This is a genomic window from Escherichia sp. MOD1-EC5950 (genome assembly GCF_002965345.1).
Classification (GTDB): Bacteria; Pseudomonadota; Gammaproteobacteria; order Enterobacterales; family Enterobacteriaceae; genus Escherichia; species Escherichia marmotae.
The window spans coordinates 136729-152233 of sequence record NZ_PTSR01000009.1 but is presented as its reverse complement, the minus strand read 5'-3'; the positions used below and the strand labels follow the sequence as shown (position 1 = coordinate 152233).

Sequence of the window (15505 nt, the reverse complement as noted above, 5' to 3'; positions counted from 1 at the left end):
TTACTCAAACCAGTTTTTTCACCAGAGCCTCGCTGTGGCGAATGCGTTCTGGGGCTAACTCGAGATCTTGTTGTATCAGTGCAATAAACAGCAAATCCGTTAGCATTCCCTGAGCATGACATGCAGAGATCGAAGCACTGTTCGTCGCTTGTTCTTCGGCTATGGTATACAGGCAATGAGAAGCGCGCTGTTGCAGGGCATTGGGGGTGAAACCGGTGATGGCCAGCACTTTACCGCCCACTCGTAACATCTCATCTGCTGCCAGGTTTAACTCGCGCCGCACGCCCGTGTATGAGATGGCTAATAACAAATCGTCCGGCGATGAAGCCTGTACTGTAGCGAGTAACGCGTGCATATCACGCTCAGCGGCAGCATTAAAACCAATCTTCATCAGCTTCCAGGCAAAATTCTGCGCCACCAGGCCGGAAGCGCCAATGCCGGTCAGAATAATCCGCCGTGCAGAACGAAGCATCGCTACGCATTCATGTAGCTTCTCCTCACTATTGACGTTCAGTGTTGCGTACATGGCAGCAGTATTTTCTTTAATCAGTTTTTCGCCCACCAGCCGTAACGGATCATCACCACGAATTTGGTTATGAATGGGTACGGAGGGAGATTCCGGTTGGCTTGCCAGAGCTTCACTCAATGCCAGCTTTAAGGCCGGAAAACCTTTATAGCCGAGTTTTTGCGCGAACTTCACTACGCTGGACTGACTGACTCCGGCTTCGTTGGCCAGTTGTTGGGAGCTAAGGTGGCGGGCAGTGTCAGGTTGTAGCAGGAGATAGTCCGCCAGCTTTTTATCGCTCTGGGCAAGTCCCTGGTAACGCTGACGAATACGAAGTAAGCCGTTCATATCTTTCCTCGCGATGAATTAATGGCGACAACAGGCAATATGAGACACAAGCGAGCGAATATTATATTCCATCACAGTCAATTACCATGAATTAAAAATTCCAGTCAGCCATTATGCGATAGATTGATGCCGGAAAAGTGATGATCTATCTGTTAGGCTATGTAGTAGCAAAAATTAATCAGGATGTATCAGTCCAGAGGGGTATGGTTTGGCAACTCACGAGCGTCGTGTGGTGTTTTTTGACTTAGATGGAACATTGCATCAACAGGATATGTTTGGCTGTTTTCTGCGCTACTTACTGCGCCACCAGCCGCAGAATGCGCTACTTGTTCTGCCGCTGTTGCCGATCATTGTCATTGCATTATTAATCAAGGGCCGAGCGGCACGCTGGCCGATGAGCCTGCTGCTATGGGGTTGTACCTTTGGTCATAGCGAAGCGCGTATACAGGCGTTGCAGGCCGATTTTGTGCGTTGGTTTCGCGACAATGTTACAGCCTTTCCGCTAGTGCAGGAACGTCTGACCAGCTATCTGTTAAGTTCCGATGCCGACATTTGGTTGATTACCGGTTCCCCTCAGCCGTTGGTCGAAGCGGTTTATTTCGATACGCCCTGGTTACCACGCGTTAATCTTATCGCCAGTCAGATCCAGCGCGGCTATGGCGGCTGGGTGCTGACCATGCGCTGTCTCGGCCATGAAAAGGTCGCGCAACTGGAACGCAAAATCGGCACGCCGCTGCGACTTTACAGTGGCTATAGTGATAGTAACCAGGACAACCCGCTACTCTATTTCTGTCAGCATCGCTGGCGGGTAACGCCTCGCGGCGAACTCCAGCAACTGGAATAGAGTAACGCATAGCGTCCGTGTATAATGCGCCGCGCTTTTATAACCGGAGTTTTCTTTTTGTCTGAAGTCGAATTTAGTCACGAATACTGGATGCGTCATGCGCTGACGCTGGCGAAACGTGCCTGGGACGAGCGGGAAGTGCCGGTCGGCGCGGTATTGGTGCATAACAACCGGGTAATCGGTGAAGGCTGGAACCGACCTATTGGTCGCCATGATCCTACAGCTCATGCAGAAATCATGGCGCTGCGGCAGGGAGGGCTGGTGCTGCAAAACTATCGCCTGATCGACGCGACATTATATGTCACGCTGGAACCGTGCGTGATGTGCGCCGGAGCGATGATCCACAGCCGTATTGGTCGCGTGGTCTTTGGCGCGCGTGATGCGAAAACTGGCGCCGCCGGATCATTAATGGATGTACTTCACCACCCGGGCATGAATCATCGAGTGGAAATTACGGAAGGAATACTGGCGGATGAGTGCGCGGCGCTACTCAGCGATTTTTTCCGAATGCGCCGTCAGGAAATCAAAGCGCAGAAAAAAGCGCAATCCGCGACAGATTAATTTCGTTTCTCTTCACTTCCCTTCCTGGAAAACAGTAGAGAAGGGGAGTGCGTCAGATAATTAGATGACGACTGCGAAAGAAATGAGAGAAAGGGAAATTTTTCTTTACCCAATTCCGCTGGCGATACCGCCGGATAATCCTGAGCCAACTGCATCGCCGCTTCTGTTGCCTGCTTTTCTTTTTCTTGCAAGTAACCCACCAGACTAATCTGGTACTTACGAATATTTTCTACATAAGCATAGGCTTCATGCCCACGTGCATAGCCGTAAGTCAGCTTGCTGTAATAGGGTTTCTGGCTAAGCAAAGGCAGACGTTGTTTAACATCGGCCCAGCTATCAGGATTACCTTTAGTTTTTGCCGTCAGGGCACGGGCATCCAGCATGTGTGCATAGCCCATATTATAGGCGGCGAGCGCAAACCAGATCCGCTCATTTTCTGGCACGCTTTCTGGCACTTTACTCATCATATTATGCAGGTAACGCGCGCCGCCGCTGATGCTTTGTTCGGCATCAGTACGGTCGGTAATGCCCAGGCTTTGCGCGGTATTTTTGGTTAACATCATCATGCCGCGCACGCCAGTCGGAGAAGTCGCCTGCGCGTCCCAGTGCGATTCCTGATAAGCTATCGCTGCCAGCAAACGCCAGTCAATTTCCTCGGCGTATTTCTCAAATAGCGGTTTTAACTGTGGCAGAACAGCATCAACGGCGCGTAAAAACGTGCGCGTATCGACATAATCAAAATCATTGCCATGCCCGAGATATTTCTCTTCAATACGCGCCAGTGTGCCGTCCTCATTCATTTCATTGAAGAAATCGAGCAGGGCAGCAGAAAGCGTATTATCGTTATCTAATTGACTAAACCAGGTCACGGGTTGTTCATCGGTAATATCCAGCGCCACGGCGAGTTCCGGGTGAACGCGCTGGAACAAGCTGATAGCGACAGAATCGGCAATGGTGTAATCCAGCTTACCTTCGATAACATCTTCCATTAACTCCGCAGACCCTTTTCTGTCGTCCACTTTCCAGCCTAATTCCGGGAACTTAGTCTCTTTCAGTTTTTGCAGATCATTAATGACAACATGCCCAGGTGCGACGGCCAACTTTTCCGCCGTCAGATTACCCAGCGTACGTGGTCGATACTGACCCACTTTATAGACCAGTTGTTGTGAAACGGAATAATAGGTTGGGCCGGGTTGATAATTTTTAACCCTTTCGCTGTTATAGACCAGCCCTGCAGCCAGCAGATCGGCATCACCGTTATCGAGATCGTCAAATAACTGGCTGATGTTCTGCCGCACGGTGACTTTCAGTTTAACGCCAAGATAGTCAGCAAACTGTTTGGCCAGTTCATAATCCAGCCCGAAGGGTTTGCCGTTGATTTCGTTCCAGGTGAGAGGTGTGTGAATAGTACTCACGCGCAACTCTCCCCGCGCTTGTATGGCGGCGATACGGTTGTCGGCTTTACCAAACCAGGGAATGGATGGCCAGAGAGCGACCGCGAGAAGCAGTGCCAGAATACCGATGAACAGATAATTAATCTTTAATTTTTTCAATTAGTTAATTCTCTGCGTCGTGCTTTTCCCTGCCTGAAAAATCGTAATAATGTAGAAAGGTTTCATCATAAATGAGCGGCATTTTGCGTAAACCCGCGCCAGTTGGCAACTTATTACAGATATTGGCGGCACGCGTTGCTAATCCACGGCGGCGATTTTATTTCCACGCAAACGGTTTCGTCAGCACGCCAGATTCTTTATAATGACGCCCGTTTCCCCCCTTTGGGTACACCGAAAGCTTAGAAGACGAGAGACTTATGATGGAAATTCTGCGTGGTTCGCCTGCACTGTCGGCATTCCGAATCAATAAACTGCTGGCACGTTTTCAGGCTGCCAGGCTCCAGGTTCACAACATTTACGCCGAGTATGTCCATTTTGCTGACCTCAATGCACCGTTAAACGATGATGAGCACGCGCAACTTGAACGCCTGCTGAAATATGGCCCGGCACTCGCCAGCCATGCCCCGCAAGGCAAACTACTGCTGGTGACTCCGCGTCCTGGCACCATCTCTCCCTGGTCTTCGAAAGCGACCGATATTGCCCATAACTGCGGGCTGCAACAGGTAAACCGTCTTGAACGTGGCGTTGCTTACTATGTTGAAGCCGGTACGCTGATTCACGAACAATGGCAGCAGATTACCGCTGAACTACACGACCGCATGATGGAAACGGTCTTTTTTGCGTTAGATGATGCAAAGCAGTTGTTTGCTCATCATCAACCGGCTCCGGTTACCAGCGTTGATTTGCTGGGACAGGGTCGTCAGGCCCTGATCGACGCTAACCTGCGTCTTGGCCTGGCATTGGCAGAAGATGAGATTGACTATCTGCAAGACGCTTTCACAAAGCTTGGTCGTAACCCGAACGACATCGAGCTTTATATGTTCGCCCAGGCGAACTCTGAGCACTGCCGTCACAAGATTTTTAACGCCGACTGGATTATCGACGGTGAACAACAGCCAAAATCGCTGTTCAAGATGATTAAAAACACCTTCGAAACCACACCAGATCACGTTCTCTCTGCATATAAAGATAACGCTGCCGTGATGGAAGGTTCCGAAGTAGGCCGCTATTTTGCCGACCATGAAACGGGGCGTTACGATTATCATCAGGAACCGGCTCACATCCTGATGAAAGTGGAAACCCACAACCACCCAACGGCAATTTCTCCGTGGCCGGGTGCGGCGACCGGTTCCGGTGGTGAAATCCGTGATGAAGGCGCAACCGGACGCGGCGCGAAGCCGAAAGCCGGCCTGGTTGGATTCTCCGTTTCCAACCTGCGTATTCCAGGCTTTGAACAGCCGTGGGAAGAAGATTTTGGTAAACCGGAACGTATTGTTACCGCACTGGACATTATGACCGAAGGCCCGCTGGGCGGCGCGGCGTTTAACAACGAATTTGGCCGTCCGGCACTGAACGGTTACTTCCGTACTTATGAAGAAAAAGTGAACAGCCACAATGGCGAAGAGCTGCGTGGTTATCACAAGCCGATCATGCTGGCGGGCGGGATCGGCAACATCCGCGCCGATCATGTGCAGAAAGGCGAAATCAACGTTGGTGCTAAGCTCGTCGTCCTCGGTGGTCCGGCAATGAACATCGGTCTTGGCGGCGGAGCAGCGTCTTCTATGGCTTCCGGTCAGTCTGATGCCGACCTCGATTTCGCCTCTGTACAGCGCGACAACCCCGAAATGGAACGTCGTTGCCAGGAAGTGATCGACCGCTGCTGGCAGTTGGGCGATGCAAACCCAATCCTGTTTATCCATGACGTTGGTGCAGGTGGTCTTTCTAACGCTATGCCGGAACTGGTGAGTGACGGCGGGCGTGGCGGTAAATTCGAATTGCGCGATATTCTTAGCGACGAACCGGGGATGAGTCCGCTGGAAATCTGGTGTAACGAATCCCAGGAACGCTACGTGCTGGCTGTTGCCGCCGATCAGTTGCCGTTGTTTGACGAACTGTGTAAGCGTGAACGCGCGCCATATGCGGTGATTGGTGAAGCAACCGAAGAACTGCATCTTTCTCTGCACGATAGTCATTTTGATAATCAGCCGATCGATCTGCCGCTGGACGTGTTGCTTGGTAAAACGCCGAAGATGACCCGCGATGTACAAACGCTGAAAGCGAAAGGCGACGCGCTGGTTCGTGAAGGGATTACTATTGCTGACGCGGTGAAACGCGTGCTGCATCTGCCGACCGTGGCAGAGAAAACCTTCCTCGTTACCATTGGCGACCGTAGCGTAACCGGCATGGTGGCGCGCGATCAGATGGTCGGTCCGTGGCAAGTACCGGTAGCTAACTGTGCGGTTACTACCGCCAGCCTCGACAGCTACTACGGTGAAGCAATGGCAATTGGTGAACGTGCGCCGGTTGCGCTGCTGGATTTTGCCGCCTCTGCTCGTCTGGCGGTCGGTGAAGCGTTAACCAACATTGCTGCTACGCAGATTGGCGATATTAAACGCATCAAACTTTCCGCCAACTGGATGGCGGCGGCAGGTCACCCTGGTGAAGATGCGGGCCTGTATGAAGCAGTGAAGGCGGTGGGCGAAGAACTTTGTCCGGCGCTCGGCCTGACGATCCCGGTCGGTAAAGACTCTATGTCGATGAAAACCCGCTGGCAGGAAGGTAATGAAGAGCGCGAAATGACCTCCCCGCTGTCGCTGGTAATCTCTGCATTTGCCCGTGTGGAAGATGTGCGTCACACCATTACGCCGCAGCTTTCTACCGAAGATAACGCACTGCTGCTGATTGACCTCGGCAAAGGCAATAACGCGCTGGGCGCAACGGCGCTGGCGCAGGTATATCGTCAGCTTGGCGATATACCGGCAGATGTGCGCGATGTTGCTCAACTGAAAGGTTTCTACGACGCCATTCAGGCGCTGGTCGCCCAACGTAAGCTGCTCGCCTACCACGATCGTTCTGACGGTGGCCTGTTGGTGACGCTGGCGGAAATGGCGTTTGCCGGTCATTGCGGCATTGAAGCAGATATCGCAACTCTGGGTGAAGATCGCCTGGCCGCGTTGTTTAACGAAGAGCTGGGGGCGGTGATTCAGGTACGCGCTGCAGACCGTGAAGCCGTAGAAGGCGTACTGGCACAGCACGGACTTGCTGATTGTGTCCATTATGTCGGTCAGGCTGTTTCTGGTGACCGTTTTGTGATTACGGCCAACGGGCAGGCTGTATTCAGCGAAAGTCGCACCACGTTGCGTGTCTGGTGGGCAGAAACCACCTGGCAGATGCAGCGTCTGCGTGACAATCCGGAGTGTGCCGATCAGGAACACCAGGCGAAATCTAACGATGCCGATCCGGGTCTGAATGTGAAATTGTCGTTCGATATCAACGAAGATGTGGCGGCACCGTTTATTGCCACTGGCGCGCGCCCGAAAGTTGCGGTGCTGCGTGAGCAGGGTGTGAACTCGCATGTTGAAATGGCGGCGGCGTTCCACCGTGCGGGCTTCGATGCTATCGACGTGCATATGAGCGACCTGCTGGCTGGACGCACTGGCCTGGAGGATTTCCACGCCCTGGTCGCGTGCGGTGGTTTCTCCTACGGTGACGTGCTGGGCGCAGGTGAAGGTTGGGCGAAGTCTATCCTGTTCAACGACCGTGTGCGCGATGAGTTTGCAACCTTCTTCCATCGTCCGCAAACGCTGGCGCTGGGGGTATGTAACGGTTGCCAGATGATGTCTAATCTGCGTGAATTGATCCCTGGTAGTGACCTGTGGCCACGTTTTGTGCGTAACACCTCCGATCGCTTTGAAGCGCGTTTCAGTCTGGTTGAAGTGACCCAAAGCCCGTCGCTGCTGTTGCAGGGGATGGTGGGTTCACAGATGCCGATAGCTGTTTCTCACGGTGAAGGGCGCGTGGAAGTGCGTGACGCTGCGCATCTGGCGGCACTGGAAAGCAAAGGGCTGGTGGCGCTGCGCTATGTTGATAACTTTGGTAAAGTCACTGAAACTTACCCGGCTAACCCGAACGGTTCCCCGAACGGCATTACGGCGGTCACGACTGAAAGCGGTCGTGTCACCATCATGATGCCGCACCCGGAACGTGTTTTCCGCACTGTCAGCAACTCCTGGCACCCGGAAAACTGGGGTGAGGATAGCCCGTGGATGCGTATTTTCCGCAATGCGCGTAAGCAGTTGGGGTAAGACTGCGGGTATTTTACGCAACGCATTGGTTTTACAGGCCGGATAAGGCGTTTACGCCGCATCCGGCATTAAACACCAACCATTATCATATGCTCCCAACTCCGGGAGCTTTTTTGTGTCTGTAAATCACGACAATGGGTGGTTTACCGTGTCGCTTATTGGCGACATTTAACCTGTTGATTTTATTTAAGACTAATAATTTTATCTTTAACCGTCTCTTTTAGGCGACACAACGGCTGATTTATAGTCAAATCGTGAAGCACTCATAAACCTATCAAAACAACGTACAATCAGTACGTTATCAAACTATTTTGTTTATTGGCACAGTTAATGCATAATAGTAACCAGTGGCTCATTCACCCACTTATGTCAGCCCCTTCGGGACGTGCTACATAAAAACCGAATGACGCACAACAAGGTGCCTGCCGTCCAACTTCTGATATCAGCGTAGCTATATCAACCATCGGGCGAAACGTCGAGTTAGGCACCGCCTTATTCCACAACAAAGCCGGGTAATTCCCGGCTTTGTTGTATCTGAACAGCCCCTCGGTTAGCATCACGTTATTCGCGTCTGACGAGAGTAATGCCTTGAAACGCTGGCCCGTTTTTCCCCATTCATTACGACAACTGGTAACGCTGGCATTCCTGCTGATCCTGCTGCCCTTGTTAGTGTTGGCATGGCAAGCCTGGCAAAGCCTGAATGTACTTAGCGATCAGGCGGCGCTGGTCAACCGCACGACGCTTATCGATGCCCGGCGCAGTGAAGCGATGACCAACGCGGCGCTGGAGATGGAGCGTAGCTACCGTCAGTATTGCGTGTTGGACGATCCCACCCTGGCGAAGGTCTACCAAAGCCAGCGCAAGCGTTACAGCGAAATGCTCGACGCCCACGCAGGCGTGCTGCCGGACGATAAACTCTACCAGGCATTGCGTCAGGATTTGAACAATCTCGCCCAACTTCAGTGCAACAACAGCGGCCCCGATGCCGCCGCTGCTGCGCGTCTGGAAGCCTTCGCCAACGCGAATACTGAAATGGTACAGGCCACGCGCACCGTGGTGTTCTCTCGTGGGCAGCAACTGCAACGAGAAATTGCCGAACGTGGGCAATATTTCGGCTGGCAATCGCTGGTACTGTTTTTGGTAAGCCTGGTAATGGTGCTGCTTTTCACACGGATGATTATCGGTCCGGTAAAAAATATTGAACGGATGATCAACCGATTGGGGGAAGGGCGTTCTCTGGGGAATAGCGTTTCGTTCAGCGGCCCTCGTGAATTACGTTCGGTCGGGCAACGAATTATCTGGTTAAGCGAGCGCCTGTCATGGCTGGAATCTCAACGCCATCAGTTTTTAAGACATCTATCTCATGAATTAAAAACGCCGCTGGCGAGTATGCGCGAAGGTACTGAATTACTTGCTGATCAGGTTGTTGGGCCGCTCACGGCAGAGCAGAAAGAGGTGGTGAGCATTCTCGATAACAGCAGTCGCAATCTGCAAAAGCTGATCGAACAACTGCTTGATTACAACCGTAAACAGGCGGACGGCGCGGTGGCACTGGAGAACGTCGAGCTTGCACCACTGGTGGAGATGGTAGTTTCCGCTCACAGCTTGCCTGCACGGGCTAAAATGATGCATACCGACGTCGATCTGCAGGCAACAGTTTGCCAGGCAGAGCCAATGTTGTTGATGAGCGTGCTGGATAATCTTTACTCCAATGCGGTGCACTACGGGGCTGAATCCGGTAACATTTGCCTTCACAGCAGCTTACATGGCGCGCGGGTTTACATTGATGTCATCAATACAGGTATGCCCATTCCGCAAGAGGAACGCGCCATGATCTTCGAACCCTTTTTTCAGGGAAGTCACCAGCGAAAAGGGGCGGTGAAGGGCAGCGGTCTGGGATTAAGCATTGCCAGGGATTGTATTCGCCGCATGCAAGGGGAACTGTATCTGGTCGATGAGAGCGGGCAAGACGTTTGTTTCCGTATTGAATTGCCTGCGTCAAAAAACACGAAATAATGCTAAGAGCCTATCCCATTAGGCTATTTTATTTGCCAGTTTGGCCCCGGGCAGTGCTCGAAATCCTCACGTACTACGTGTACGCTCCGGTTTCTCCGCGCTGTCCATGTCCAAACTTCCTGCAACAATTACGCCCACTGGGAAAGGCTCTAAGTCTGGTGAATATGCGACACATTTTTCAACAAATTTTGCCCCGGCGGCTATGGCTGGCGGGGTTGCCTTGTCTGGCATTGCTGGGTTGTGTGCAGAGTTACAATAAACCAGCTCTTAATACGCCAGCAGAAGAAAAAATTCCGGTTTATCAACTGGCTGATTATCTTCCTACTGAATGTAGTGACATCTGGGCGCTGCAAGGGAAATCAACCGAAACTAACCCGCTTTACTGGCTACGGGCGATGGATTGTGCCAACCGCTTAATGCCAGCGCAATCGCGTCAGGAAGCCCGCAAGTATGGCGACGGTAGCTGGCAAAATACCTTTAAACAGGGAATTTTGCTGGCCGACGCTAAAATTACGCCTTTTGAGCGCCGCCAGTTAGTTGCGCGCATTGACGCGTTAAGTACCGAGATCCCGGCGCAGGTTCGCCCGCTGTATCAGCTCTGGCGCGATGGTCAGGCGTTACAATTGCAACTGGCGGAAGAGCGTCAACGCTACAGTAAACTCCAGCAGTCCAGCGATAGCGAGCTGGATGCTTTGCGCCAGCAACATCACGTTCTACAGCAGCAACTGGAACTTACCACCCGTAAACTGGAAAATCTGACCGATATTGAACGTCAGCTCTCGACCCGTAAACCTGCCGGAAATTTCGCGCCGGACGCGACGCACGAGAGTGAAAAGCCCGCGCCATCTACCAATGAGGTCACCCCTGATGAGCCATAAACCTGCGCATTTATTATTGGTCGATGATGATCCCGGATTGTTGAAATTACTTGGTCTGCGCCTGACCAGCGAAGGCTACAGCGTGGTCACGGCGGAAAGTGGCGCTGAAGGGTTGCGGGTACTGAATCGCGAAAAAATAGATTTAGTCATCAGCGACCTGCGGATGGATGAAATGGACGGTATGCAACTGTTTGCCGAAATCCAGAAAGTGCAGCCGGGGATGCCGGTTATCATCCTCACCGCGCATGGTTCCATTCCCGATGCCGTTTCCGCGACACAGCAAGGCGTGTTTAGTTTCCTCACCAAACCCGTCGATAAAGACGCGTTGTATCAGGCAATTGACGATGCGCTGGAGCAATCCGCGCCAGCCACCGACGGACGCTGGAGCGAGGCTATTGTCACCCGCAGTCCGCTGATGCTGCGTTTGCTGGAACAGGCGAGGCTGGTAGCGCAGTCTGACGTTAGTGTGCTGATTAACGGCCAGAGCGGCACGGGGAAAGAGATTTTCGCCCAGGCGATCCACAACGCCAGCCCACGCAACAACAAACCGTTTATTGCCATTAACTGTGGCGCATTGCCTGAACAGTTGCTGGAGTCAGAACTGTTTGGTCATGCACGCGGCGCGTTTACTGGTGCCGTCAGCAATCGCGAAGGTTTATTCCAGGCGGCGGAAGGCGGTACGCTGTTTCTCGATGAGATTGGCGATATGCCCGCGCCGTTACAGGTAAAATTGCTGCGCGTGTTGCAGGAGCGCAAAGTCCGTCCGCTGGGCAGCAACCGCGATATTGATATCGACGTGCGGATTATTTCCGCCACTCATCGCGACCTGCCAAAAGCGATGGCGCGAGGTGAGTTCCGCGAAGATCTCTATTACCGCCTCAACGTTGTTAGTCTGAAGATCCCCGCACTGGCGGAACGCACGGAAGATATTCCGTTGTTAGCAAACCATTTATTGCGTCAGGCGGCAGAGCGACATAAACCGTTTGTCCGTGCGTTCTCCACCGATGCGATGAAGCGCCTGATGACCGCCACCTGGCCGGGCAATGTGCGCCAGTTGGTGAATGTGATTGAACAGTGCGTGGCGCTGACGTCATCTCCGGTGATTAGTGATGCGCTGGTGGAGCAGGCGCTGGAAGGAGAAAACACGGCGCTACCCACCTTTGTTGAGGCGCGTAATCAGTTTGAACTCAACTACTTGCGCAAGCTGCTGCAAATCACCAAAGGCAATGTCACCCACGCGGCGAGAATGGCGGGGCGCAACCGGACAGAATTTTATAAACTGCTTTCCCGACACGAACTGGATGCAAACGATTTCAAGGAATGAATTGGCGTAATGTGTTACGTTTAGCAGATCAAAAGACAGGCGACCTTTTCAAGGAATAGCATGAAAAAGATTGATGCGATTATTAAACCCTTCAAGCTGGACGATGTCCGCGAAGCACTGGCTGAAGTCGGCATTACCGGTATGACGGTAACCGAAGTTAAAGGTTTTGGCCGCCAGAAAGGCCATACCGAGCTGTATCGCGGCGCGGAGTATATGGTGGATTTTCTGCCGAAGGTGAAAATTGAGATCGTCGTACCCGACGACATTGTGGATACCTGTGTAGACACCATTATTCGCACAGCGCAAACCGGTAAAATTGGTGACGGTAAAATCTTCGTCTTTGACGTGGCACGGGTCATTCGTATCCGTACCGGTGAAGAGGACGACGCGGCAATTTAAACCGCGTCGGGGTTGCCGGATGTCTCCATCCGGCAATATCAAATCACAGCACCTTATGTGGGCCAAAGCATTCGTAATGAATGTTTTCCTGCTTCACGCCCAGATCCACTAACTGTTTTGCGGCAAACTGCATGAAGCCAACCGGGCCGCAGAGATAGAACTGCATTGCCGGATTGCTGAACGCACCTTCGAGTTTGCTCAGATCCATCAGACCTTCGCTATTAAACTGACCTTTCGCGCGATCGGCTTCACTCGGCTGACGATACCAGGTATGCGCGGTAAAGCGCGGCAGCGATTGCCCCAGTTCCTTAACTTCATCGGCAAAGGCGTGAACATCGCCATTTTCTGCAGCATGGAACCAGTTCACCTGGGCGCTATGGCCTGTTTTTGCCAACGTGTCGAGCATCGCCAGCATTGGCGTCTGACCGACACCCGCAGAGATTAAGGTCACTGGCGTGTCATTCGCTACATCCATAAAGAAATCACCAGCCGGAGCCACCAGCTTAACGACATCGCCAACGTTAGCGTGATTGTGCAGCCAGTTGGATACCTGTCCGCCATCTTCGCGTTTCACTGCAATACGATAGCCTTTGCCATCCGGTTTACGGGTCAAAGAGTACTGACGAATTTCCTGATGCGGGAAACCTTCCGGCTTCAGCCAAATGCCGAGATATTGTCCCGGACGGTATTCTGCCACTGCGCCACCGTCGACCGGTTCCAGTTCGAAACTGGTGATCAATGCGCTGCGTGGTGTTTTAGCCACAATGCGGAAATCGCGCGTACCTTCCCAGCCACCGGCTTTGCTGGCGTTTTCGTTATAAATTTCTGCTTCGCGATTGATAAACACATTTGCCAGTACGCCATACGCTTTGCCCCATGCGTCCAGCACTTCCTGACCCGGGCTGAACATTTCGTCGAGGGTGGCCAGCAGGTGTTCGCCTACGATGTTGTACTGCTCCGGTTTGATCTGGAAGCTGGTGTGTTTCTGCGCGATTTTCTCCACTGCTGGCAGCAGCGCAGGCAGGTTTTCAATATTACTGGCGTAGGCGGCAATGGCGTTAAACAGGGCTTCACGTTGATCGCCATTACGCTGGTTACTCATATTGAAAATGTCTTTGAGTTCAGGGTTATGAGTAAACATACGGTCGTAGAAATGGGCGGTTAATTTCGGCCCTGTTTCCACCAGCAAAGGGATAGTGGCTTTTACTGTAGCGATGGTTTGAGCGTCAAGCATAGAGTCTTCCTTTTTTTTGTATCTTAATTGATGTATCTCAAATGCATCTTATAAAAAATAACCCTGTCCTGTAAATGGTTCCTTGGTGTTTTTCATTAGGAATGTGATGAAGTGAAAAATTTGCATCACAAACCTGAAAAGAAATCCGTTTCCGGGAGTAAGTCCTTTATTCACCAAAGCCTTGACGTGCTTGAAGGTAATCGTTTGCGTAAATTCCTTTGTCAAGACCTGTTATCGCAGAATGATTCGGTTATACTGTTCGCCGTTGTCCATCAGGACCGCCAAAATTAGGCGAAAAAATTTTATTGTTAGCTGAGTCAGGAGATGCGGATGTTAAAGCGTGAAATGAACATTGCCGATTATGATGCCGAACTGTGGCAGGCTATGGAGCAGGAAAAAGTACGTCAGGAAGAGCACATCGAACTGATCGCCTCCGAAAACTACACCAGCCCGCGCGTAATGCAAGCACAGGGCTCTCAGCTAACCAACAAATATGCTGAAGGTTATCCGGGTAAACGTTACTACGGCGGTTGCGAGTATGTTGATATCGTCGAACAACTGGCGATTGATCGCGCGAAAGAGCTGTTCGGCGCTGACTACGCTAACGTTCAGCCGCACTCCGGTTCCCAGGCTAACTTTGCGGTCTACACCGCGCTGCTGGAACCAGGCGATACCGTTCTGGGTATGAACCTGGCACACGGCGGTCACCTGACTCACGGTTCTCCGGTTAACTTCTCCGGTAAACTGTACAACATCGTTCCTTACGGTATCGATGCAACAGGCCATATCGACTACGCAGATCTGGAAAAACAAGCGAAAGAACACAAACCGAAAATGATCATCGGCGGCTTCTCAGCATATTCCGGCGTGGTTGACTGGGCGAAAATGCGTGAAATCGCTGACAGCATCGGTGCTTACTTGTTCGTTGATATGGCGCACGTTGCGGGCCTGGTTGCTGCTGGCGTCTATCCGAACCCGGTTCCTCATGCTCACGTTGTCACTACTACCACTCACAAAACCCTGGCGGGTCCGCGCGGCGGCCTGATCCTGGCGAAAGGTGGTAGCGAAGATCTGTACAAAAAACTGAACTCTGCTGTCTTCCCGGGTGGGCAGGGCGGTCCGCTGATGCACGTAATCGCCGGTAAAGCAGTAGCGCTGAAAGAAGCGATGGAGCCGGAGTTCAAAACTTACCAGCAGCAGGTCGCGAAAAACGCCAAAGCGATGGTAGAAGTGTTCCTCGAGCGCGGCTACAAAGTGGTTTCCGGCGGTACTGATAACCACCTGTTCCTGGTTGATCTGGTTGATAAAAACCTGACCGGTAAAGAAGCTGACGCCGCTCTGGGCCGTGCTAACATCACCGTGAACAAAAACAGTGTACCGAACGATCCGAAGAGCCCGTTTGTGACCTCCGGTATTCGTGTGGGTACTCCGGCGATTACCCGTCGCGGCTTTAAAGAAGCAGAAGCGAAAGAACTGGCTGGCTGGATGTGTGACGTGCTGGACAGCATCAATGATGAAGCGGTTATCGAGCGCATCAAAGGTAAAGTTCTCGACATCTGCGCTCGCTACCCGGTTTACGCATAAGCGAAACGGTGGTTTGCTGACAATGTGCTCGTTGTTCATGCCGGATGCGGCATGAACGCCTTATCCGGCCTACAAAACTTTGCAAATTCAATACATTGCAATATCCGTGTAGGC

11 protein-coding genes are annotated in these 15505 nt (G+C 52.2%); 8 read left to right on the top strand and 3 right to left on the bottom strand.

Features of this window, described 5'->3' with window-relative positions; genetic code table 11:
- Window positions 1–4: 4 nt before the first annotated feature.
- A complete protein-coding gene (locus tag BEA93_RS12155; RefSeq protein WP_001013776.1) occupies window positions 5–853 on the bottom strand; it encodes a MurR/RpiR family transcriptional regulator in 849 nt (282 codons plus the stop codon).
- Window positions 854–1061: 208 nt separating this feature from the next.
- On the opposite strand from BEA93_RS12155, the gene yfhb reads away from it, so the two are divergent.
- Window positions 1062–1697 (top strand): phosphatidylglycerophosphatase C, encoded by a 636-nt coding sequence (gene yfhb, locus BEA93_RS12150; protein ID WP_105224804.1) that lies wholly within the window; start codon window positions 1062–1064, stop codon window positions 1695–1697.
- A gap of 57 nt (window positions 1698–1754) precedes the next feature.
- Window positions 1755–2258, top strand: coding sequence for a tRNA adenosine(34) deaminase TadA (gene tadA / locus BEA93_RS12145; protein ID WP_001516895.1), 504 nt, complete (start codon window positions 1755–1757; stop codon window positions 2256–2258).
- On the opposite strand, the gene mltF is transcribed toward tadA, so the two are convergent.
- Entirely contained in the window at window positions 2255–3811 is a 1557-nt protein-coding gene (gene mltF / locus BEA93_RS12140) for a membrane-bound lytic murein transglycosylase MltF (protein WP_000734181.1), read from the bottom strand. The two genes, tadA and mltF, sit on opposite strands and share 4 nt — an antisense overlap.
- A gap of 257 nt (window positions 3812–4068) precedes the next feature.
- On the opposite strand from mltF, the gene purL reads away from it, so the two are divergent.
- The 5 genes from purL (at window position 4069) to glnB (ending at window position 12573) form a co-directional block, all read left to right on the top strand.
- Window positions 4069–7956, top strand: a complete 3888-nt coding sequence (gene purL, locus BEA93_RS12130; protein WP_105224805.1) for a phosphoribosylformylglycinamidine synthase — start codon at window positions 4069–4071, stop codon at window positions 7954–7956.
- Between the two features lie 588 nt (window positions 7957–8544).
- The gene (qseE, locus tag BEA93_RS12125; protein ID WP_016262266.1) at window positions 8545–9972 is read left to right on the top strand and encodes a two component system sensor histidine kinase QseE/GlrK; all 1428 of its coding nucleotides are present in this window, start codon (window positions 8545–8547) and stop codon (window positions 9970–9972) included.
- A gap of 164 nt (window positions 9973–10136) precedes the next feature.
- Window positions 10137–10850: a two-component system QseEF-associated lipoprotein QseG gene (qseG, locus tag BEA93_RS12120; protein WP_001215851.1), complete on the top strand. Its 714-nt coding sequence runs from the start codon at window positions 10137–10139 to the stop codon at window positions 10848–10850.
- A complete protein-coding gene (gene glrR, locus BEA93_RS12115; RefSeq protein WP_001516890.1) occupies window positions 10840–12174 on the top strand; it encodes a two-component system response regulator GlrR in 1335 nt (444 codons plus the stop codon). The genes qseG and glrR overlap by 11 nt, the downstream gene beginning before the upstream one ends.
- A gap of 60 nt (window positions 12175–12234) precedes the next feature.
- Window positions 12235–12573 (top strand): nitrogen regulatory protein P-II, encoded by a 339-nt coding sequence (gene glnB / locus BEA93_RS12110; RefSeq protein ID WP_000717694.1) that lies wholly within the window; start codon window positions 12235–12237, stop codon window positions 12571–12573.
- 43 nt (window positions 12574–12616) lie between these two features.
- Here the strand turns inward: glnB and hmpA are convergent, their stop codons facing one another.
- Window positions 12617–13807 (bottom strand): NO-inducible flavohemoprotein, encoded by a 1191-nt coding sequence (hmpA, locus tag BEA93_RS12105; protein ID WP_105224806.1) that lies wholly within the window; start codon window positions 13805–13807, stop codon window positions 12617–12619.
- A 330-nt stretch (window positions 13808–14137) separates the two neighbouring features.
- On the opposite strand from hmpA, the gene glyA reads away from it, so the two are divergent.
- Window positions 14138–15391 carry a serine hydroxymethyltransferase gene (gene glyA, locus BEA93_RS12095; protein ID WP_000919150.1) on the top strand — a complete coding sequence of 418 codons (1254 nt, stop codon included), beginning with the start codon at window positions 14138–14140 and terminating at the stop codon, window positions 15389–15391.
- Window positions 15392–15505 lie beyond the last annotated feature (114 nt).

Coding starts and splice junctions, on each gene's coding strand:
- BEA93_RS12155 (WP_001013776.1), bottom strand. CDS start 853: ATGAACGGCTTACTTCGTATTCGTCAGCGTTACCAGGGACTTGCCCAG.
- purL (WP_105224805.1), top strand. CDS start 4,069: ATGATGGAAATTCTGCGTGGTTCGCCTGCACTGTCGGCATTCCGAATC.
- qseG (WP_001215851.1), top strand. CDS start 10,137: ATGCGACACATTTTTCAACAAATTTTGCCCCGGCGGCTATGGCTGGCG.
- glrR (WP_001516890.1), top strand. CDS start 10,840: ATGAGCCATAAACCTGCGCATTTATTATTGGTCGATGATGATCCCGGA.
- glnB (WP_000717694.1), top strand. CDS start 12,235: ATGAAAAAGATTGATGCGATTATTAAACCCTTCAAGCTGGACGATGTC.
- hmpA (WP_105224806.1), bottom strand. CDS start 13,807: ATGCTTGACGCTCAAACCATCGCTACAGTAAAAGCCACTATCCCTTTG.
- glyA (WP_000919150.1), top strand. CDS start 14,138: ATGTTAAAGCGTGAAATGAACATTGCCGATTATGATGCCGAACTGTGG.